Origin of the sequence: Homoserinimonas sedimenticola, from assembly GCF_026094475.1 — a bacterium.
In the GTDB taxonomy this organism is placed as follows: domain Bacteria; phylum Actinomycetota; class Actinomycetes; order Actinomycetales; family Microbacteriaceae; genus Homoserinimonas; species Homoserinimonas sedimenticola.
In genome coordinates, this window is sequence record NZ_JAPELL010000001.1 from 1986532 (window position 1) to 2007364 (window position 20833).

A 20833-nucleotide genomic window follows, 5' to 3' on the forward strand; every position below is an offset into this window, starting at 1 on the left:
GGCGCTGGTGCGTGCGCTTTCCACAGCGATGTCGGTGGCGCGTTGTAGCTTTGGAAAAAAGCGGGCGACACGCCGAAAACACAACATCTAGGGGAATGACATCCGTGTGATTCCGGTTATATAGTGGGAACCCACCGCAGGCGCCGATGAGAGACTCAGCGACTGGGATCCCATATTCGAAGGCTTTGAAGGAGGTCCTCATGGACAACGACAACGTGAGTGGTTACGACGTTCCCGTCGACCCGATGGACCTGCTGCAGTGCGACTCCTGCCAGTAGGCAGCAGCGACTGACACAGTCCCCCCGAGACCCCGGCTCATGGCGAGCCGGGGTTTCGTGCGTTCGGGCGGTGCCGTGAGTTGGGGGCGGGCGCGGTACGCGCGGGGCGGGCGCGTGACACGGGGGCTGGGGTGTGGCGTGAGGGCGAGTCGCGGGGCGGCGCGTCACGCGCGGAGCGGGGTGAGCCGGGGCATCCTGCGACGCCAACCCCACTGGTCACAACAGCGCGGTGTTTTCTGCTCAACGCGGCGTTCCGAAACCGCGCGCTGAGCAGAAAACACCGCACTGTTGTGAACACGGGTGCCGCGGCCGACCCAGTGCGGATGTCGCGGCCTACCCACGCGGATGCCGCGACAGACCCACGGCGCGTGCAGCGGATGCCACGGGCAACACGTCGCACCCCGTGCATAGACTGGCGGGCGTGACTGTGAACCCCGAACTCAAGGGCCGGGCCTTCGCCCCCACCGAGCCCTACCTCGTCGGGCGAGAGAAGGTGCGCGAGTTCGCCCGCGCCGTCTCCGCCACCCACCCCGTCAACCTCGACCCCGAGGCCGCGCGCGCCGCCGGCTACCGCGATGTCGTCGCCCCGCCGACCTTCGCGGTCGTCATCCAGGAGGCGACCCTCGCGCAGCTCCTCGCCGAGCCCGACGCGGGCATCGACTTCACGCGGGTCGTGCACGGCGACCAGCGCTTCACCTACACGCGCCCAATCGTCGCGGGCGACGAGCTGACTGCGGCCCTCGCGGTCACGAGCGTCAAGTCACTCGGCGGCAACTCGATGGTGACGGCGGAATCCACGATCGTCGACGCGGAGGGCGAGCACGTCGTCACTGCCATCTCGACGCTCGTGGTGAGGGGAGACGACTGATGACCGCTCTTGAGGTCGGCCAGATCGTCGCCCAGGCCAGCTACCCGCTCACGCGGGATTCCCTCGTGCGCTACGCCGGGGCATCCGGAGACTTCAACCCCATCCACTACCGAGACGATGTCGCCCGCAATGTGGGCCTGCCCGGTGTGCTCGCTCACGGCATGCTCACGATGGGCACGGCCGTGCAGCCCGTCGTCGAGTGGTTGGGCGACCCGGGCCTTGTGCGCGACTACCAGGTGCGCTTCACCCGCCCCGTCGTCGTCGATCCCGAGATCGGTGCGGTCATCTCGGTCGTCGCGACCGTCGGTGCAGTCGACGAGGAGGGCGCGCGCATCGACCTCACCGTCAAGCACGGCGAGCAGACGGTGCTCGGCAAGGCACAGGTGAGGGTGGCGTTGCCGCGGTGACTGCGTTCTCCGAACTGACGACGACGCGCGTCGGCGGCGAGGCGAGGGAGTTCATCGAGGTCACCGACCCCGAGGCGCTGCCGGGCGTGATGCTTGACGTGTGGTCCTCCGGCGAGCCGTGGCTCGTGCTCGGCGGAGGCTCCAACCTGCTCGTCGGTGACGACGGCTTCGACGGCACGGTCGTGCGGGTGCTCACGAAGGGCATCAGGCAGACGGATGCCGCGGACGACACCGTTGTCCTCCGCGCCGAGGCGGGTGAATCGTGGGACGCCCTCGTCGCCCACACGGTCGAGGCGGGACTCGCGGGGCTCGAGGCGCTCGCGGGCATCCCCGGCTCCGTCGGCGCCTCCCCCATTCAGAACATCGGGGCCTACGGCGCGGAACTCTCGCACACGCTCGTCTCCATCGACTTCCTCGACTACCTCACGGGCGAGCGCAGCAGCATCCTCGCTGCCGAGCTCGATCTCGGCTACCGCATGTCGGCCATGAAAAAGGGGAGGCAGGGGGTTGTGCTCGCGGTCGAGCTGCGCCTGAAGCGCAGCGAGCTGAGCGAGCCCATCGGCTACGCGCAACTCGCGTCGGCGCTCGGTACCGAGCTCGGGGACCGCCGACCGATCCGCGAGGTGCGCGAGGCGGTGCTGCGCCTCCGCGCCTCGAAGGGCATGGTGCTCTCCGACAGTGACCCCGACTCGGTCAGCACGGGCTCCTTCTTCACCAACCCGATCGTGACCGGCGGCTTTGCGGCGTCACTGCCTGCGGATGCCCCACGCTGGAGTCTCGACCCGGAACCCGAAGACACGATCGTGCCGCTCGAGCAGGCTCAGCTCCTCGATGGACTCCCGCCCGCGGGACCCGCCGAGTCTCGGGTGAAACTGAGCGCGGCGTGGCTGATCGAGCGGGCGGGCATCCGTCGTGGCTTCTCCCTGCCGGGTTCACGCGCGGCGATCTCGAGCAAGCACACGCTCGCGATCGTTAACACGGGCGGAGCGCGCGCGGAGGAGATCGCGGAACTCGCGCGCTTCGTGCAGACGCGCGTGCTCGCCGAGTTCGGCGTGGTGCTGCAGCCGGAGCCGGTGTTAGTCGGCCTCGAGCTCTAGCGCGGGCGCTCGTCGCGCGCCTCGTGCGCCGCGGGCTGCTCGCCGCGCGCCGTGCCCCGCTCGCCGCGCGCCGTGCCCCGCTCGCTGCGCCCAAAACAGGCTCGGCGCGCCCGAAGTTTTGGGCGCGGCGAGCGTGTTTTGGGCGCGGGGAGCTCTCCCGCCGGTGGAGTAGCGAGCGTATCGAAACCCGCGCAGCGGCTACAGCAGCCCGAGCTCCATCGCCTTCGTCACGGCGCGCGTGCGGTCGTTCACCTCGAGCTTCTCGAAGGCGTGCAGCAGGTGCGTCTTGACGGTCGCCTCGCCGAGGTACAGGCGCTGCGCGATCGCGGGGTTGCTGAGGCCCTCGGCCACGAGCCGCAGCACCTCGGTCTCGCGAGGGCTCAGGGTCGGGGCATCCGCTCGCCTCATGCCCTTGACGAGGGCGGCCGCGACGGAGGGCGCGAGCGCGACCTCGCCCCGCATGACAGCCCGGATTCCCGCGAGGATCTCCTCCTGCGGCGCCGCTTTGAGCAGATAGCCGCTCGCGCCGGCCTCGATCGCGCGCAGAATCGTGTCGTCACTCTCGTAGGTGGTCAGCACGAGTACGCGCACCTCGGGCGCGGCAGCGAGGATGCGCGCGGTCGCCTCGTCGCCGTCGAGGCCGGGCATCCGCAGGTCCATGAGCACGAGGTCGGGCCGCAGTTCGAGCGTGCGGTCGACCGCCTCAAGTCCCGTCGCGGCCTCGCCCACCACCTCGATGTCGTCGGCGGTGCCCAGCAGGGCGACGATGCCGCCGCGCACGATCTGGTGGTCGTCGGCGACCAGGATGCGGATGCTCATGCTGTCGGCTCCTTGGCTGGGCTCACGGTGGGCAGGGTGAGTGCCGGCGGCGTGAGCGCGGGCAGGGTGACGGTGACGACGGTGCCCGACTCGTCGCTCTTGACGGTGAGACTGCCGCCCGCGAGCCTCGCCCGGTCGCGCATGCCGGCGAGGCCGACGCCCGCCGTGGGGCTCGCCGGGTCGAAGCCGTGGCCGTCGTCGCGGATGCGCAGCGTCGCGCCCTCAAGCTCGACGTGGGCCGACGACGCACCGGAGTGACGGCGGATGTTCGTGAGCGCCTCCTGCGTGCACCGCAGCAGCACGACCTCGGCATCGCGGTCAACGGATGCCGCAGCATCCGCCTGCACCGTGACGGCAATGCCCGTGTCCCGGCTAAACCGCGCGGCGACGCGCTCGATCGCCGCGGCCAGCCCCGCGTCGAGGGACGCGGGGGCGCTCGCCGCGACGAGGGCCCGCGTCTCCTCGAGCGCGTTGCGGGCGCCGTCGGCAACCTGGGCCAGCAGGGCGTCGCGAGCCGCGGCATCCGTCGTGCGCCTGGCCTGCTCGGCGAGCATGACGAGCCCCGTGAGGTCCTGAGCGACGGTGTCGTGGATGTCGCGGGCGAGACGTTCCCGCTCGGCCGCGATGCCCGCCTCCCGGCTGACGGCCACGAGCTCCTCCTGGGTCGCGCGCAGTTCGTCAAGGAGGCGCTGCCGTTCCTCGCCGAGCTCGGCGATGTGCGAGATCCACAGTCCGAAAGCGATGCTGAAGGCGAGGGAGAGGGCGGCTGTGAGCAGACTCGAGCCGATCCACTGGCCGGAGAAGGGCCCGCCGATGATGAAGCCCGCGCCGACCGCGATGGCCACCGCGGAGCTCCAGGCGACGCCGCGGGCCTTTGACGACGAGAGCACCCAGGCGAGCGGATGTGCGAAGCACTGGAAGAAGGCGAAGTTCGGGTCCGCGATGCAGCCGAGCAGGGTCGTCGCGACGAGGGCCACCCTGAGCCAGCGCGAGGCGAGGTTGCCCTCGACTGCGCGAGGGGCGAGCAGCAGCCAGCTGGCGGCGAAGAGCGCGACGGCGCCGAGCCCGAGGGTGACGTCGGCCGCGGCATCCGCGCTCCACACGACCAAGGCGGAGCACGCGGCGAGCGCTGTCGCGATCGCCGCGTGCCACCACCGATTGATCGTCATTCAGCCATCCTTGCGGATCCAGCGGAAGGTGACACGCGCGAGCACGAGTCCGACGACGAGCCAGACGATGAGGGCGATCGCGACGCCGCCGAGGTTCCAGACCTCGCCGGCCTCGAGCATCCGGTACTCCTCGGGCAGGAACGCCGCCCGCATGCCCTGCGCCATCCATTTCAGGGGGAAGACGGATGCCACGTTCTGCAGCCACTCGGGCAGCGCCGAGAACTGCAGGTACACGCCCGAGATGAACTGCAGCACGAGCACGATGGGGATGATGACCGCGTTGGCGCTCTTGGCGCTGCGCGGGATGCTGCTCAGGCCGATGCCGAGGATCGCGCTTGTCGCGATGCCGAGCAGGAACACCCACGCGAAGGTCGCCCAGCGATCCGGGTCACTCGGCAGCTCGACCCGGAAGGCGAGTGCGGCGAGCGTGAGGAGGAGCGCCGCCTGCACGACACCGGAGACGAGCACCTGCCCGATCTTGCCGATGAAGTAGCTGATGACGGGGAGGGGAGACCCCGCGAGACGTTTGAGTGTGCCGTCGCCCTTCTCCGCCGCGATGTCGAGCGCCATGTTCTGCAGGCCGCTCAGAAGCACGCCCGCCGCGAGCATCGCCGGCAGGTAGTAGTCGGCGGCCGTCACGACAGTGCCGTCCGCTGTCGTCCCGAAGTCGCCCTCGCTGAACGCGACCGAGAAGATCGTCAGCATGACGATGGGGAACAGGAAGCCGAAGAACACGGCGTCGCCCTGGCGGAAGTACGCCTTGACCTCGTAGCCGATCCGGCGGATGCCGAGGGTCAGGGTGCGGCCGGCGGGGAGGGCGGGAATCGCGATCGTGCTCATGCTGTGAGCTCCTTCTCTTCGCTCGGGGCGGCGTCCTGTGCGCCGATCAGCCGCAGGTAGATGTCCTCCAGGCTCGGGCGGATCACCTCGAGCCCCTCCGGCTCGCCCAGTCGCGCGGAGAGTTCCGCGACGAGACGGGCGGGTTCTGTCGTGCGCTGCTCGCGGGCCACGCCGTGCTCGCGCCAGCGGACGACAGGGACACGGGCATCCGCGCCACCGACCTCGTCGACCGTGCCGATGTCGACCAGCCGGCCGCCCGCGATGATGCCGACGCGGTCGCTCAGCTGCGCCGCCTCGTCGAGGTAGTGGGTCGTGAGCAGGATGCTCGTGCCCTCGCTCTTGAGACCGCGAATGACCTCCCAGAACTGGCGCCGCGCCTGCGGGTCGAAGCCGGTCGTGGGTTCGTCGAGGAAGAGGAGCTCGGGGCGGCCCACCATGCCGAGTGCGACGTCGACGCGGCGCCGCTGGCCGCCCGACAGCTTGCGGATGAGCGTGCCTGCCTTCGCTTCCAACCCGACCGCCGCGATGAGTTCGTCGATGGGGCGCGGGTTCGGGTAGAAGGCGGCGAAGTGCGTCAGCTGCTCGCGGACGGTCACGTTGCCGCTCTCACCCGAGTCCTGCAGCACGATGCCGAGCCGGGCCTTCCAGGCGAGGTTGCCGCGCTGCGGGTCGACCCCGAGCACGCGAACCTCGCCGCCGCTGCGATCGCGGTATCCCTCGAGGATCTCGATCGTGGTCGACTTGCCCGCCCCGTTGGGGCCGAGCAGGGCGAAGGTCTCGCCGCGGGCAATCTCGAAGTCCACGCCGTCGACGGCGGTGAACTCGCCGTACTGTTTGCGCAGGCCCCGCACGCTCACGGCGAGGTCGTCAGTGGTTGTCATGCCTCAATGCTGGCGATGCGGCATCCGTCGCGGCAGCCGTGCACCGGATGATTCGGCCCTCCACCGGTCGGTGGATGCGTGCCGCGCCGCCTCCCGCCCCCGCTGCCGCTCGCCGCGCCCGATCCCTGGTCCCCGCCACCGAAACAACCGGCGCGGGGAGACGGTATCGGGCGCGGCGAGCAGCATCGGCTCCTGCCCAGGCCGCCGCGTGCACCAGATGCCCACAATCACGAGAAGTCGCGGCATCCGTCACGGGATGCGGCGGCAGGCTGAGGATCATGTCTCCACTGGTCGGCTCCGAGTCACTCATCCTCAGCACGGACCTCCGCCGCGCAGGTCGCCCCGACGATCAGCTCATCCGCGCGGCGCACCGCGGCGAACTGGTTCGACTCCGGCGCGGTGCCTACTGCGACGTGTCGGAGTGGGCGGCGATGAGCGATCGCGAGCGGCACGTGCTGCGCATGCGAGCTGTGGCAGCGGCTGCGGAAGCACCACTCGTTTTCTGTGGGCCCTCGGCGGCGGCCCTTTGGGGCATGCCGAGCCTCGACGGCTTTCCCCGAGAGGTACACGTTCTCTCGGAGCCGGCATCTGGCGGCCGGTCGAGGAACGGTGTGCGACGCCACCCGCTCACGGGTAGTGTTCCGCCCGTCGAGGAGCGGGAGGGCCTGCTCGTGACCTCGCTCGCTCGCACCGCCGTCGACGTTGTGCGACTGTCTTCCTTCGCCGAAGCGGTCGGATGCCTCGACTGGGCTCTGTGGCGTCGCAACCCCCATCGCGTGACCCAGGAGGAGGTGCGACGTGAACTCGAGCGGAGCGGCATCCGCTATGGAGTTCGACACAGCAACGCCGTTCTCGACTTCGGTACGCACCTCTCTGACTCCTTCGGGGAGTCGATGGGTCGGGCGGTCAGTCACGAGCTCGGCTTTCCCACACCCGTGCTCCAAGCCCGCTTTGTCGACGCGCAGGGAGAGATGTTCACCGACTACCACTGGCCAGACGAGGGCGTCATCGGTGAGTTCGACGGGGTGGGCAAGTATCTGCGCGACAGCGGCGGCAGGGATCCCGGTGCCGTCGTGGTCGCCGAGAAGAAGCGCGAGGATAGATTGCGGCGGATGCCAGGGGTCACCGCCGTCGCCCGGATCATCTGGCGCGAGGTACGCAACCCCCGGGAGCTCGACGTGCTTCTCCGAGACACGGGGCTCCGCGCCATCCGCCGACGGTGAACGCTCCCCGCGGCCAAAACTGCTTCCCCGCTACGCAAACGTTGGGGGCGTCGAGCGTGTTTCGGGCGCGGGGAGCACGGCCCGGGGGCACACAGCAGGCTGGGCCGCCGTCAGAGGCCACCGCTAGGCTGTGCGGGTGCAGGAAATAGAGATCGGCCGCGCCAAGCGGTCACGCCGCGTGTACGCGTTCGACGACATCGCGATCGTGCCGAATCGGCGCACCCGCGACCCCAAGGATGTCTCGGTCAACTGGACGATCGACGCGTTCACCTTCGACATCCCCTTCCTCGCGGCCCCCATGGACTCGGTCGTCTCGCCGGCGACCGCCATCCGGATGGGCCAGCTCGGTGGTGTCGGCGTGCTCGACCTCGAGGGGGTGTGGACCCGCTACGAGCACCCCGAGCCACTGCTTGAGGAGATCCGCACCCTGCCCGCCGCTGAGGCGACGCGGCGCATGCAGCAGATCTACGCCGAGCCGATCAAGCCCGAGTTGGTGACGGCCCGCATCGCCGAGATCCGCGCGGCCGGCGTCGTCGTTGCGGCATCCCTTTCCCCGCAGCGCACTCAGCAGCTCTACAAGACGGTCGTGGCGGCGGGCGTTGACCTCTTCGTCATCCGCGGCACGACCGTGAGCGCCGAGCACGTCTCCCAGAATCAAGAGCCCCTCAACCTCAAGAAGTTCATCTACGAGCTCGATGTTCCCGTCATCGTGGGCGGCGCGGCCGGCTACACCCCCGCCCTGCACCTCATGCGCACGGGCGCGGCCGGTGTGCTGGTCGGCTTCGGCGGCGGCGCAGCCTCGACCACGCGGGCGAGCCTCGGCATTCACGCCCCCATGGCGACGGCGGTCGCGGATGTCGCGGGCGCCCGTCGCGACTACATGGACGAGTCGGGCGGCCGCTACGTGCACGTCATCGCCGACGGCGGCCTCGGCACGAGCGGCGACATCGCCAAGGCGATTGCGATGGGCGCCGACGCCGTCATGCTCGGTACGACGCTGGCGAGGGCGACGGATGTTCCGGGCGGCGGGTACCACTGGGGTGCCGAGTCGCACCACCCCGAGTTGCCGCGCGGCCACCGCGTCGAGGTTGGCCAGGTCGGCCCGCTCGAGCAGGTGCTCTTCGGTCCCTCCGAGACGGCGGACGGCAAGTCGAACCTCGTGGGGGCGCTCAAGCGTTCGATGGCGACGACGGGCTACTCCGACCTGAAGGAGTTCCAGCGCGTCGACGTGGTCGTCGCACCCTACGTGCCGCACTAGCCCGCGCCGGTTCAGCCTGCCGATTCCCGCGCTGGTCGGGCCTGTCAAAACCCAGCCTCCGTTCTCCCGCCCGGGCTAGCATCGGCATCACGAGAGAGCGAGGGATCGTGGCAGCACGCAAGACCGTGACGCATTCGTCCAAGCTGGGCCCGGAGGAGCGGGCGGCAGCGATCGAGGCCCTTCGCACGAAGGAGCTCGACGTGCTCGTCATCGGCGGCGGGATCGTCGGCACGGGCTGCGCGCTCGACGCCGTCACGCGCGGTCTCAGCGTCGGCATGGTGGAGGCACGGGACTGGGGCTCGGGCACCTCGAGCCGGTCGTCGAAGCTTGTGCATGGCGGCATCCGCTACCTGGAGCAGCTCGACTTCAGGCTCGTGCGCGAGGCACTCGTCGAGCGCGGCCTGCTGCTGCAGCGCATCGCGCCCCACCTCGTCAAGCCCGTGCGCTTCCTCTATCCCGTGCGCAACATCGTCGAACGCTTCTATGTCGGCGCCGGGATGCTGCTCTACGACCTGTTCGCGCGAACGGGCGACCACCCGCCCGGCGTGCCCCACCATCGTCACCACACGCGACGGCAGGTGCTGCGCGGAATCCCCAGTCTCAAAAGGAGCGCCTTCGCGGGCGGCATCACCTACTACGACGCACAGGTCGACGACGCCCGCTATGTGTCGACGCTCGCCCGCACGGCCTCGTTCTACGGGGCGAAGGTCGCGAGTCGGGTGCGGGTCGAGGGTTTTCTCAAGGTGGGTCAGCGGGTCGTCGGCGTGACGGCGCGCGATTTGCTCACCGATGAGACCTTCGAGATCCGCGCCCGCCAGGTCATCAACGCGACGGGCGTCTGGACGGATGACACGCAGCGCATGGTGGGGGAGCGCGGCACTTTCAAGGTGCGCGCGTCGAAGGGCATCCACCTGGTCGTGCCGCGCGACCGCTTCCAGTCGAAGGTGGGCCTGCTGCTCCGCACCGAGAAGAGCGTGCTCTTCGTGATCCCGTGGGGTCGCCACTGGCTCATCGGCACGACCGACACCAAGTGGGACCTCGACAAGGCGCACCCCGCCGCGACCGCCGCGGACATCGACTACCTGTTGGCGCAGGTCAACCGGGTGCTCGCGGTGCCGCTCACGCGCGACGATGTCGAGGGCGTCTTCGCGGGGCTGCGACCGCTACTGGCGGGCGAGTCTGATGAGACGTCGAAACTCTCACGGGAGCACATCGTGACCCACACCGTGCCGGGGCTCGTGGTCGTGGCCGGCGGCAAGTGGACGACCTACCGGGTCATGGCGAAAGACGCGGTGGATGCCGCATCCGCCGCTCTCGACGGCAAGGTGCCGCGCAGCACGACGGAGGACATCGCGTTGCTCGGAGCCGAGGGGTACCAGGCCGCGTGGAACAAGCGCGCCAAGATCGCCCGCGCCTTCGGGGTGCACAAGGTGCGGGTGGAGCACCTACTCAACCGCTACGGAACCCTGACGGATGAGCTGCTCGACCTCATGCGCGAGGACCCGACCCTGAACACCCCGCTGCCCGGTGCTGACGACTACCTTGAGGCGGAGGTCGTCTATGCCGCGTCCCACGAGGGCGCCCTGCACCTGGACGATGTGCTCGCCCGCCGCACGCGCATCTCGATCGAGGCGTGGGATCGGGGCGTGTCGGCGGCACCCGTCGCCGCTCGGCTGATGGCCCGAGTGCACGGCTGGAGCGAGGAGCGGGTCGAGCGGGAGGTGCAGCACTACCTGCGCCGGGTCGAGGCGGAGCGTGCCAGCCAGCAACAACCGGATGACGCATCCGCCGACCGCGTGCGGCTGGAAGCCCCCGACATCACGGCCTAGCGGCGACGGAAGCCCACAGCCACCCCCGGATAGGCTGGGGGCGTGAGCAGCATGTGGTCGGTGGCGCGTCGGCCGCGCTGGATCGCCGCGCTTGTGCTCGCGCTCGGCATCGCCGCGGCCTTCGCGGCCCTCGGCCAGTGGCAGCTGGAGCGCAGCGTCGCGTCGGGCGAGATCGTGACCCGGGTCACCGAGACGCGGGTGCCGCTTGACGAGTTGGCCGAACCGCAGATCCCCGTCGCGGCCGCGCACGACGGGCAACTCGTGTCGGTGGCCGGCACGTGGGTGCCCGGCGATGCAGTCATCCTGAGCGGGCGGCTGCACGAGGGCGAGCCGGGTTTCTGGCTCGTGGGACACCTCACCACGGTCGACGGGGCGGGGCTCGCCGTGGCGCTCGGGTGGTCCGCCGAGCGGGACGCGGTGGCGGATGCCGCAGCCGAACTTGAGGCGGCAGCATCCGCCGATCATGGCCCCGTGCAGATCGACGGGCGCTATCTGATGGGGGAGGCCCCCCAGGAGACCGATTTCGAGGCGGGGGAACTGAACTCCCTCGCGCCCGCGACCCTCGTCAACCTCTGGTCAACGCTGGACGACAGAGGCACCTACGGCGGTTATGTCGTCGCGGAGGAGCCGATCGCGGGCCTCACCGCGATCGACGCTCCGCCGCCTCCCGCGCCGCAGGAGATCAACTGGCTCAACCTTTTCTACGCGGCAGAGTGGGTGATCTTCGCGGGCTTCGCGATCTTCCTCTGGTGGCGACTTGTGAAGGACGCATGGGAGGCGGAGGAGCATGAGGCCCGCGTCAGCGCACAGGAGCCTGGCCGGTAAACTTGGCCCATGCCCCTCGGCCCGCGCCCCGCTGACGTTCCCCGCATCCGCAAGACCCTCACCGTCTACAAGGTCTCGTCGTACATCACCGGGTTCTTCCTCATCGCGCTCGTCGTGATGATGGTCACGCGCTACGGCCTGAACGGTGACATCGAGCTGGGCGGCCCCGAGGGCTTCCTGGCCTTGACACCGAAAGAGGATGTCACGGGCATCAACGTGTCAACCATCATTCTCGTGATGCACGGCTGGTTCTATGTGCTCTACCTTGCGTGCGATTTCGTGCTGTGGCGCCTCCTGCGCTTCTCGTTCACGCGCTTCCTCTTCATCGCGCTGGGCGGCGTGATCCCGTTCCTCTCGTTCTACTTCGAGCAGACTGTTCCCCGCTTCGTCGAGCATCGGCTCGCCGAGGTCGAATCCCAGGAGGTGCCCGCGTGAGCGAGACCGAGCAGAAGCCCGTCCTCGTCGTCGACTTCGGCGCGCAGTACGCCCAGCTGATCGCGCGCCGCGTGCGCGAGGCGGGTGTCTACTCGGAGATCGTGCCGCACACGATCACGGCGGAGGAGATCGCCGCGAAGGGCCCCGTCGGCATTGTGCTGAGTGGCGGCCCCTCGAGCGTGTACGAGCCGGGCGCTCCCCGTCTCGACGAGGGCATCCTCGAGCTCGGCGTCCCCGTCTTCGGCATCTGCTACGGCTTCCAGGTCATGGCGAAGCAGCTGGGCGGCGAGGTCGCCCACACGGGCCAGCGCGAGTACGGCTCGACCGAGGTCAATGTCGTCGATGGCGGCGGCGTGCTGCTCGACGGCCAGCCGGAGACGCAGACGGCATGGATGTCGCATGGCGACAGCGTCGCGAAGGCCCCCGAGGGTTTCCGCGTGCTCGCCTCGACGGTCGCGACTCCGGTCGCCGCGTTCGCGGACGACGAGCGCAAGCTCTACGGGGTGCAGTGGCATCCTGAGGTCCGTCATTCACAGTACGGCCAGGGTGTGCTCGAGAACTTCCTGCACCGTGCCGCGGGCATCGCGAACGACTGGAACACGGGCAACGTCATCCATGAGCAGGTGGAGCGCATCCGCCAGCAGATCGGCAAGGGCAAGGTCATCTGCGGCCTCTCCGGCGGCGTCGACTCGGCGGTCGCCGCGGCCCTCGTGCACGAGGCGGTGGGAGACCAGCTCACGTGTGTCTTCGTCGACCACGGCCTGCTGCGACAGGATGAGCGCCGCCAGGTCGAGGAGGATTACGTCAAGGCGACGGGTGTGCGCCTCATCACGGTCGACGCGCAGGACCAGTTCCTCGACGCCCTCGCCGGAGTGAGCGACCCCGAGCAGAAGCGCAAGATCATCGGGCGTGAGTTCATCCGTACCTTCGAGCAGGCGCAGGCGCAGCTTGTCGCCGAGTCGATGGAGGAGGACGGCGACCCCATCCGCTTCCTCGTGCAGGGCACCCTCTACCCTGATGTCGTCGAGTCGGGCGGCGGCTCCGGCACCGCCAACATCAAGAGCCACCACAACGTCGGCGGCCTGCCGGAGGACCTCACCTTCGAGCTGGTCGAACCCCTGCGCGCCCTCTTCAAGGACGAGGTGCGGATGATCGGCCGCGAGCTGGGCCTGCCCGAGGTCATTGTGGGCCGCCAGCCGTTCCCCGGGCCGGGCCTCGGTATCCGCATCGTCGGCGAGGTCACGCGCGAGCGTCTCGAGATCCTGCGGAAGGCGGATGCGATCGCCCGCGCCGAGCTGACGCTGGCCGGTCTCGACAGCGAGATCTGGCAGTGCCCCGTCGTGCTCCTGGCCGATGTGCGCTCGGTGGGCGTGCAGGGGGATGGGCGCACCTACGGGCATCCGATCGTGCTGCGCCCCGTCTCGAGCGAGGACGCCATGACGGCGGACTGGACGCGACTGCCCTACGACGTGCTCGCCCGCATCTCCAACCGCATCACGAACGAGGTGAAGGACGTCAACCGCGTCGTGCTGGATGTCACGTCCAAGCCCCCGGGCACGATCGAGTGGGAATGACTGCGCTGTAAGCAGAGGCCATTTCTGGCCTTCGCGCAGGTTCACTCCGAGGCCGTCTCGGCCGAGGTGCGCTCTATGGGGCAGAGGGCATTTCTGGCCTCTGCGCGCGATCATTCCGAGGCCGTCCCGGCCGAGGTGCGCGTGCTGAGACTCTCGGTCGCCGCTGGGGTACAAGCCTGCAGGGCGACCTGCGCGTTGTCAGTGGCAATTGGGGTACAACACCCCACATTTTGGGGGACAGATGATGTCCCCTGGGGTACAGATCGGGCAGACCTTTCGGTTTACGATTTCAGTATGAAGGGTGAAGGTGTCGACGTAAGGGGCATGTCTTGTCCCTCGTGTCGCGCCCGCACCCGCACCGTTCCGAACCCGTTCTTCGGTACGGGCCTGTCGGTGCACCGCTATGTCGTGCAATGCGTGCGCTGCGAGTGGACTCGACTCGTGAAGGATTCCGCGAGGGGCGTCACGACCCTCCGTCCCGCGCCGCCGGTTGCGGAGGACGAGCAGGCCATCGATGATCAGCGGCGCGGGGTCTTCAGCCGTCGTCGGCGGGCATGACGCAGCGTCGGTGGCTGTGACAGCAGAAGGGCCGCCCCGAGGGACGGCCCTTCGTGCGTCTAGCGGCGGCTAGTCGCTGCTCTGGAAGATCGCGATGAGGCGCAGGATCTCGACGTAGAGCCACACGACCGTGACCATGATGCCGAAGGCAGCCTGCCATCCGAAGATGCGCGGGGCGCCGCGCTCGACACCCGTCTTGACGTTCTCGAAGTCCATGACGAGTGAGTACGCGGCCAGGAGCACGATCAGGATGCCAAGGCCGATGCTGATGATGGGGTTGACGTCACGCAGGCCGAAGATGCTCTCGGTGGCCCCGAAGGCGACGAGGCCGAAGTTGATGAGCGAGAACACGGCGTAGCCGATCATGCCGACCATGAAGATCTTGGTCATGCGGGGGCTAGTGCGGACCTTGCCATTGAGGAACAGCACGAGGGTGACGCCCACGATGCCGAGCGTGCCGAAGACGGCCTGCGGCACGATGTCGAAACCGAAGCCGGTGGCGAAGAAGTTCGAGACACCACCGACGAACAGACCCTCAGCCGCGGCATACGCGAGGATGAGCCCGCGCGAGGGCTGCTTCTTGAAGATGTTCACGAGGGCGAGCACGAGACCCGCGATGGCGCCCGGGATCATGAGGAGCGGCACGAACCAGCCGACGACGGCGGTCGCGAGCAGCACGCCGAAGGCGACGAGGGTCTTGACGATCGTGTCTTCGTACGACATCCGGTCGGTGTCGACGGGGGTCGCCGAGGGGCGACCATACATGGCGTCGAGTTCCTCGGCCGAGATCGGCTTCGAGTAGTCGACGGCCTTCGCACCCGCCGCGAACGCGGGTGAGTTGCTGAATGCGGGGTTGGCCATCTGTGGTCTTCTCCTTGAGTGGTACCGGGTCTGGCGAGGCGCCGAGCCTCTGCGAGGTACAACACTGAGATTATCGGAGGTCTTCCCCAGTTTTGCTGCGAAAAGTGCTATGCGGGGCCGAAGAGCACGATCCCCATGTAGACGAGGAGCGCAACCCCGGCGACGCCGAGCACGATGCCGATGAGCAGGGGAACGTCGAGCCGTGTGCGCGGACGCTCGTCCGGGGCATCCGCGGCTCTGATGGCGCCCGGCACCGCCGCGGGGGCGAGGGCGACGCCGCAGTAGATGCAGTACTTCCACTCGGTATCGAGGTCCGCGCCGCAGCTCGGGCAGGGGGGCATGGAGGCATGCTAGCAACGGCGACCCCCGCGTGGGGGTTATACACAGCGGCATCTCGCGTAGCGTGGCCCCGTGACATCCGGTACCCACCCGACGCCGCTCGTGATCGCACATCGCGGGGCGAGCGGGCATCGGCCCGAGCACACCATCTCGGCCTACCAGCTCGCGATTGCGCTCGGCGCCGACGCGATCGAACCCGACATCGTTCCCACGCGCGACGGGGTGCTGGTGCTGCGGCACGAGAACGAGATCTCGGGGACGACGGATGTCGCGGAGCGGCCCGAGTTCGCCGAGCGGCGCACCACCAAGACGATCGACGGCATGCGACACACGGGCTGGTTCACAGAGGACTTCACATGGGCGGAACTCGCGACCCTGCGCTCGCGCGAGCGCCTGCCGCAGCTGCGCCCGCACAACACTGCCTTCAACGGGCTCGACGGCATCCTCCGCCTGAGCGACCTCCTCGCCCTGCTCGATGCCTCGGACCGCCCCGTCGGACTCGTCGCCGAGATCAAGCACGCCACCTACTTCGCCTCGCTCGGACTGCCGCTCGATCGCCTCGTGGCGGAGGAGCTGCGGGCTGCGGGTTGGCACGACGACCCGCGGCTGAGCGTCGAGAGTTTCGAGCTCGAGGTGCTGCACGGCATCCGCGCTCACGGCGTCTCGGCGCCCCTTGTCTACCTGCTGGAGGCGAGCGGCGCGCCCGCGGACCGGGTCGCGCGCGGGGGCCGATCGGCGCGCCCCTACTCCGCCGACCTCACCCCCGATGGGCTCACCGAGCTGCGGGCTTCGGGCATCGCGGGCATCAGCGTCGACAAGCGGCTGCTGCTGCGAGCGGATGCCGCGGGCAACACGCTCGGCGTGACATCCGTCGTCGACCGCGCCCACGCTGCCGGGCTCACCGCATTCTGCTGGACGCTCCGCCCCGAGAACCGCTTTCTCGGCCGCAACCTGCGGCGGGAGGGCGGCTCGGCAGGGCACGGCAACTGGTTGGAGGAGTTCCAGCTCGTCATGTCCTCCCGTATCGACGGTGTCTTCGCCGACCACCCCGACCTCGCGATCGAGGCGCGCTCCCGCTTGTGAGTGCACACTTGTGAGGACGTCACAATTCGCGTGGGGTGGCATCCGGCCGAACCGTGCAAGATCGGCATCACGCGGCATCCGTCGCTCACGCCGTGTTGGAATGGCCCCAGACCCCCAGAACACGACGGAGTGAAGCCATGAGAGAAGCAGTCATCGTCTCGACCGCCCGCACGCCCATCGGGCGCGCCTACCGCGGTGCGTTCAACAACACGGAGGGCCAGGCCCTCGCCGGTCACGCCATCGCCGCCGCTGTCGAACGAGCGGGCATCGAAGGCGCCGAGGTCGAGGACCTCGTGCTCGGCGTCGCCCTGCAGGAGGGCAACACGGGCATGAACGTCGCCCGCCAGTCGGCCCTGCGCGCGGGCCTGCCGACAAGCGTTCCGGGCATGACCATCGATCGCCAGTGCGGCTCCGGCCTCATGGCGATCGCGACCGCCGCCAAGCAGATCGTGCTCGACGGCCAGCAGATCGCCGTCGGCGGCGGCCTCGAGTCGATCTCGCTCGTGCAGAACGAACACCGCAACACCTTCCGGATGCTCGACCCCTGGCTGAAGGAGAATCAGCCGGGCGTCTACATGCCGATGCTCGAGACGGCGGAAATCGTCGCCCAGCGCTACAACGTGAGTCGCGAATACCAGGACGAGTACTCGCTCACCTCCCAGCAGCGCGTCGCCGCCGCCCAGCGCGCCGGCCTCTACGCCGACGAGATCGTGCCGTTCACCGCGACGATGGGCGTGCAGGACAAGGAGACGGGGGAGATCTCGTTCAAGGAGGTCACCCTCGAACTCGACGAGGGCAACCGCCCCGAGACCACGATCGAGGGTCTCGCCGGCCTGCGCACGGTGCTCGCCGACGGCATCGTCACGAAGGACGGCACCACGATCGAGACGACCACGATCACGGCCGGCAACGCCTCGCAGCTCTCGGACGGGGCATCCGCCTCGGTGCTCATGGAGGCGGGGGAGGCCAGCCGGCGCGGGCTGCAGCCGCTCGGCGTCTACCGCGGCATGGCTGTCGCGGGTGTCTCGCCCGAGGAGATGGGCATCGGGCCCGTGCTGGCCGTGCCGAAGCTGCTCAAGCAGCACGGCCTCACGGTCGATGACATCGACCTGTGGGAGCTCAACGAAGCCTTCGCCTCGCAGACCCTGTACTGCCGCGACAAGCTCGGCATCGACCCCGAGAAGTTCAACGTCAACGGCGGCGCCATCTCGATCGGCCACCCCTACGGCATGTCGGGGGCCCGGATGACCGGCCACGCGCTGCTCGAGGGCAAGCGCCGCGGCGCCAAGTACGTCGTCGTGACGATGTGCGTCGGCGGCGGAATGGGCGCGGCGGGTCTCTTCGAGGTCGCCTAGCCGCGAGCCGTTGTCGGGGGCGCCGCCTAGACTTAAGAGGACATGACCTTCATCCTCGACGCCGACGGCGCCCCCGCAAATCCTCTCCTCGATGGCCTCAATCCGCAGCAGCGGGAGGCGGTCGAGTATCGCGGGCAGTCGCTCCTGATCGTCGCGGGCGCCGGCTCGGGCAAGACGAGCGTGCTGACCCGCCGCATTGCGGGTCTCCTCTACAGCCAGGAGGCGTGGCCGAGCCAGATCCTCGCGATCACCTTCACCAATAAGGCGGCCGCCGAGATGCGCGAGCGTGTCGAGGGGCTGATCGGCCAGGCGGCCGAGGGCATGTGGATCTCGACATTCCACTCGGCGTGCGTGCGCATCCTGCGGCGCGAGGCCGAGAACTTCGGTTTCACCAAGAACTTCACGATCTACGACTCCGCGGACTCGCGCGCGCTGATCAAGCGCATCATCAAGGAGCAGGAGGCGGATGCCTTCGGCTTCACGGTCAGCTCGGCCGCGGCCAAGATATCCCGGCTCAAGAACGAGCTCAACGATGTCGAGTCCTACGCCCGCAATGCCAACTTCAACGACCCTGCCGAGCGGGTCTTCGCCGAGATCTTCCGCGCCTACACGCGCGAGCTGCAGCGGGCGAACGCCTTCGACTTCGATGACCTCATCGGCCAGACGGTCTTTCTCTTCCGTGCCTTCCCGCACGTCGCGGCCGTGTACCAGCGGCGCTTCCGGCACATCCTGGTCGACGAGTACCAAGACACCAACCATGCGCAGTACTCACTCATCCGAGAACTGACCCGGCCGGTGGAGTCGGATGTCGCGGACGCCCTCGAGGCGGGCGAAACCTACCGTTCGAGCCAGCGCGACGGCTCGGGACGCATCCCGGGCGCAAGCCTCACGGTTGTCGGCGACTCGGATCAGTCGATCTATGCCTTCCGCGGCGCGGACATCCGCAACATCGTGGAGTTCGAGCGTGACTTCCCCAACTCGAAGGTGATCCTGCTCGAGCAGAACTACCGCTCGACCCAGAACATCCTCGACGCGGCCAACGCCGTCATCTCCAACAACTTCGACCGCAAAGACAAGAAGCTCTTCACGACGGTCGGCTCGGGCGAGAAGATCGTCGGCTACACAGGGTACAGCCAGCACGACGAGGCCCAGTTCATCGCGGATGAGATCACGACCCTCCACGAGAGCGGGCTCGACTACAAGGACATCGCCGTCTTCTACCGCACCAACGCCCAGACGCGTGCGCTGGAAGAGATCTTCATCCGCTCCGCCATTCCCTATCGCGTGCTGGGTGGCACCAAGTTCTATGAGCGGGCCGAGATCAAGGATGCGATGGCCTACCTCATCGCGATCGCCAACCCGGCCGACCCCATCGCCTTGCGCCGCATCATGAATGTGCCGAAGCGCGGCATCGGGCCGGCGACGGAGGCGGCAATGCAGCTCTGGGCCGACAAAAACGACACGACGCTTCGCGAGGCGATGCGCAACGTCGACGAGCTCGGCCTCGGCCCCAAGGTGCGCGGGGCGATCACGGACCTCGCGCGGCTGCTTGATGAGCTCAGCGCCCAGGCGGACCCGCCGGAGGGTGCCGGCGCCCCAGCCAAGGTCGGCGACCTGCTGGAGGCCGTGCTCAAGCGCACCGGCTATGTCGACCTGTTGCGAGCATCCCGAGACCCGCAAGACGAGGCGCGCGCAGAGAACGTCGAAGAACTTCTCGCCCAAACGCGCGAGTACGCGACGCGCAACCCCGACGGCACCCTCATCGACTTCCTCACCGAGGTGAGCCTGGTCGCCGCCGCAGACGAACTGGATGACTCGAGCGGCACCGTCTCGCTCATGACGCTCCACACTGCCAAGGGCCTTGAATACGACTCCGTGTTCCTCACGGGCGTCGAGGAGGGGTTGCTGCCCCATGAGATGTCGGCGGGAGAGCCGGGCGGCCCGGCCGAGGAGCGGCGGCTCTTCTATGTCGGCATCACGCGGGCGCGCCGCCGCCTCTACCTCTCCCTCGCGATGACGCGCGCACAGTTCGGCGACGTCAACGTTGCGATGCCGAGTCGCTACCTGCAGGAGATCCCCGGTGAGCTGATCGACTGGCGGCAGTCGCCGGGCACGGCCACGAGCCGCGGCGGCACCCAGCCGCGGGCACTCAACGCGCGCCGCGACGCGATCGGCAGGCCCGGCGGCGGCTTCGACCGCGGCGGAGGTTCGGGCTACGGCTTCTCCTCCGGTCCGAGCGCGACAGCTCTCGCGCGGGCGCAGCGCAAAGCCGAGGCGGGCGAGAAGACCCAGTGGGCCAACAAGGTCTCCGGCACCGTGCGCGACAACGGCGACCTGAAGCTCGCCGTCGGAGACCGGGTGCGGCACGACGACTTCGGCGAGGGCCGCGTGAGCGCCGTCACCGACAACGGGGCGAAGAGCATCGCGGAGATCCAGTTCGACACGGCGGGCCGCAAACGCCTCCTCGTGAAGATTGCTCCTATCGAGAAGCTGTAGCTTCGCCCACCTGTCTGTTCGCCGCTTCGCGACGAACCCGATCGAGAAGCTCTAGCTCTGCGCACCACTTCTCAATAGGATTCAGCCGTGTTGTCGCCCGAGCTCTCCGAATCCACCGGTTTTCTTGTGCGCCGTGTTCAACACCTGCACTCGCAACTGTGGCTTCACGGCGGAGATTCGGACGTCTCGCCCGTCCAGTTCGGGGTGTTGAGTCTGCTCGAGACCAACCCGGGGGTAGATCAGCGTGAGCTCGGAGACATTCTGGAACTTGACCGCTCCACCGTCACGGAAATCGTCACGCGGATGGAGCGGCGAAACTACCTCAAGCGCACACGCGACGACGCCGATCGGCGCCGGAAGATCCTCACCCTCACCGATCAAGGCCGGAGGTTGCTGGTGGAGCTTCGGCCTCATGCAAACAAGGTGGCGGCAGCATTTGTCGGCCACTTGAGGCAAGCGGATCGCGAGGAACTCAACCGCCTGCTGCGTCTCGTCCTCGAGGGTGGGAGAGCCGAGACATCCGAAGATTCCGCGGTTCTTTCACCGCCATTGAATGGCTCCCGGGCGGAAGGGCCGAAAAGCAGCGGGTAGAGTCTTGGGTGGCAACTTCTCCGGACTCGGGCTTCCGGTCCGCTTCA

General features: G+C 68.7%; 21 protein-coding genes. 15 read left to right on the top strand and 6 right to left on the bottom strand.

The window, feature by feature from the left end; translation table 11 throughout:
- Positions 1–185 precede the first annotated feature (185 nt).
- From OH146_RS09510 to OH146_RS09525, 4 genes are all read left to right on the top strand, one after another.
- Positions 186–278 carry a ribonucleotide-diphosphate reductase subunit beta gene (locus tag OH146_RS09510; RefSeq protein WP_240792240.1) on the top strand — a complete coding sequence of 31 codons (93 nt, stop codon included), beginning with the start codon at positions 186–188 and terminating at the stop codon, positions 276–278.
- Positions 279–699: 421 nt separating this feature from the next.
- A complete protein-coding gene (locus OH146_RS09515; protein ID WP_265159786.1) occupies positions 700–1146 on the top strand; it encodes a MaoC family dehydratase N-terminal domain-containing protein in 447 nt (148 codons plus the stop codon).
- Positions 1146–1553, top strand: coding sequence for a MaoC family dehydratase (locus tag OH146_RS09520; protein ID WP_265159789.1), 408 nt, complete (start codon positions 1146–1148; stop codon positions 1551–1553). Before OH146_RS09515 ends, OH146_RS09520 begins: the two co-directional genes overlap by 1 nt.
- Positions 1550–2650: a UDP-N-acetylmuramate dehydrogenase gene (locus tag OH146_RS09525; protein WP_265159791.1), complete on the top strand. Its 1101-nt coding sequence runs from the start codon at positions 1550–1552 to the stop codon at positions 2648–2650. Before OH146_RS09520 ends, OH146_RS09525 begins: the two co-directional genes overlap by 4 nt.
- 198 nt (positions 2651–2848) lie before the next feature.
- On the opposite strand, the gene OH146_RS09530 is transcribed toward OH146_RS09525, so the two are convergent.
- Genes OH146_RS09530 through OH146_RS09545 form a run of 4 tightly spaced genes read right to left on the bottom strand, consistent with a single transcriptional unit; the run spans position 2849 to position 6359 of the window.
- Positions 2849–3469, bottom strand: coding sequence for a response regulator (locus tag OH146_RS09530; protein WP_265159793.1), 621 nt, complete (start codon positions 3467–3469; stop codon positions 2849–2851).
- Positions 3466–4638 (bottom strand): sensor histidine kinase, encoded by a 1173-nt coding sequence (locus tag OH146_RS09535; RefSeq protein WP_265159795.1) that lies wholly within the window; start codon positions 4636–4638, stop codon positions 3466–3468. The genes OH146_RS09530 and OH146_RS09535 overlap by 4 nt, the downstream gene beginning before the upstream one ends.
- On the bottom strand, positions 4639–5478 hold the full coding sequence (locus OH146_RS09540; RefSeq protein WP_265159796.1) for an ABC transporter permease: 840 nt from the start codon (positions 5476–5478) through the stop codon (positions 4639–4641). It lies immediately after the preceding gene.
- Positions 5475–6359: an ABC transporter ATP-binding protein gene (locus OH146_RS09545; RefSeq protein ID WP_265159798.1), complete on the bottom strand. Its 885-nt coding sequence runs from the start codon at positions 6357–6359 to the stop codon at positions 5475–5477. Before OH146_RS09545 ends, OH146_RS09540 begins: the two co-directional genes overlap by 4 nt.
- A 278-nt stretch (positions 6360–6637) precedes the next feature.
- On the opposite strand from OH146_RS09545, the gene OH146_RS09550 reads away from it, so the two are divergent.
- The 7 genes from OH146_RS09550 (at position 6638) to OH146_RS09580 (ending at position 14061) form a co-directional block, all read left to right on the top strand.
- Complete coding sequence (locus OH146_RS09550) at positions 6638–7582, top strand: type IV toxin-antitoxin system AbiEi family antitoxin domain-containing protein (RefSeq protein ID WP_265159800.1); 945 nt, start codon at positions 6638–6640, stop codon at positions 7580–7582.
- Positions 7583–7718: 136 nt separating this feature from the next.
- A complete protein-coding gene (locus OH146_RS09555) occupies positions 7719–8840 on the top strand; it encodes a GuaB3 family IMP dehydrogenase-related protein (protein WP_265159802.1) in 1122 nt (373 codons plus the stop codon).
- A 107-nt stretch (positions 8841–8947) separates the two neighbouring features.
- Positions 8948–10669, top strand: coding sequence for a glycerol-3-phosphate dehydrogenase/oxidase (locus OH146_RS09560; protein WP_265159804.1), 1722 nt, complete (start codon positions 8948–8950; stop codon positions 10667–10669).
- A 51-nt stretch (positions 10670–10720) separates the two neighbouring features.
- Positions 10721–11494, top strand: a complete 774-nt coding sequence (locus tag OH146_RS09565; RefSeq protein ID WP_265160738.1) for an SURF1 family cytochrome oxidase biogenesis protein — start codon at positions 10721–10723, stop codon at positions 11492–11494.
- 9 nt (positions 11495–11503) lie between these two features.
- On the top strand, positions 11504–11929 hold the full coding sequence (locus OH146_RS09570; protein WP_265159806.1) for a DUF3817 domain-containing protein: 426 nt from the start codon (positions 11504–11506) through the stop codon (positions 11927–11929).
- A complete protein-coding gene (gene guaA / locus OH146_RS09575; protein ID WP_265159808.1) occupies positions 11926–13503 on the top strand; it encodes a glutamine-hydrolyzing GMP synthase in 1578 nt (525 codons plus the stop codon). The genes OH146_RS09570 and guaA overlap by 4 nt, the downstream gene beginning before the upstream one ends.
- 324 nt (positions 13504–13827) lie before the next feature.
- Positions 13828–14061 (top strand): hypothetical protein, encoded by a 234-nt coding sequence (locus OH146_RS09580; protein WP_265159810.1) that lies wholly within the window; start codon positions 13828–13830, stop codon positions 14059–14061.
- Positions 14062–14130: 69 nt separating this feature from the next.
- On the opposite strand, the gene OH146_RS09585 is transcribed toward OH146_RS09580, so the two are convergent.
- Positions 14131–14922: a Bax inhibitor-1/YccA family protein gene (locus tag OH146_RS09585; protein WP_265159812.1), complete on the bottom strand. Its 792-nt coding sequence runs from the start codon at positions 14920–14922 to the stop codon at positions 14131–14133.
- 107 nt (positions 14923–15029) lie between these two features.
- The gene (locus OH146_RS09590) at positions 15030–15263 is read right to left on the bottom strand and encodes a zinc ribbon domain-containing protein (protein ID WP_265159814.1); all 234 of its coding nucleotides are present in this window, start codon (positions 15261–15263) and stop codon (positions 15030–15032) included.
- A 70-nt stretch (positions 15264–15333) separates the two neighbouring features.
- Here OH146_RS09590 and OH146_RS09595 point away from each other — a divergent pair, with 70 nt between their 5' ends.
- The 4 genes from OH146_RS09595 to OH146_RS09610 all read left to right on the top strand — a co-directional run bounded on the left by OH146_RS09595 (position 15334) and on the right by OH146_RS09610 (position 20786).
- A complete protein-coding gene (locus tag OH146_RS09595) occupies positions 15334–16344 on the top strand; it encodes a glycerophosphodiester phosphodiesterase family protein (protein WP_265159817.1) in 1011 nt (336 codons plus the stop codon).
- A 137-nt stretch (positions 16345–16481) separates the two neighbouring features.
- Positions 16482–17699: an acetyl-CoA C-acyltransferase gene (locus OH146_RS09600; protein ID WP_265159819.1), complete on the top strand. Its 1218-nt coding sequence runs from the start codon at positions 16482–16484 to the stop codon at positions 17697–17699.
- 42 nt (positions 17700–17741) lie between these two features.
- On the top strand, positions 17742–20195 hold the full coding sequence (locus OH146_RS09605) for an ATP-dependent helicase (RefSeq protein WP_265159821.1): 2454 nt from the start codon (positions 17742–17744) through the stop codon (positions 20193–20195).
- Between the two features lie 87 nt (positions 20196–20282).
- Entirely contained in the window at positions 20283–20786 is a 504-nt protein-coding gene (locus OH146_RS09610; RefSeq protein ID WP_265159823.1) for a MarR family winged helix-turn-helix transcriptional regulator, read from the top strand.
- Positions 20787–20833 lie beyond the last annotated feature (47 nt).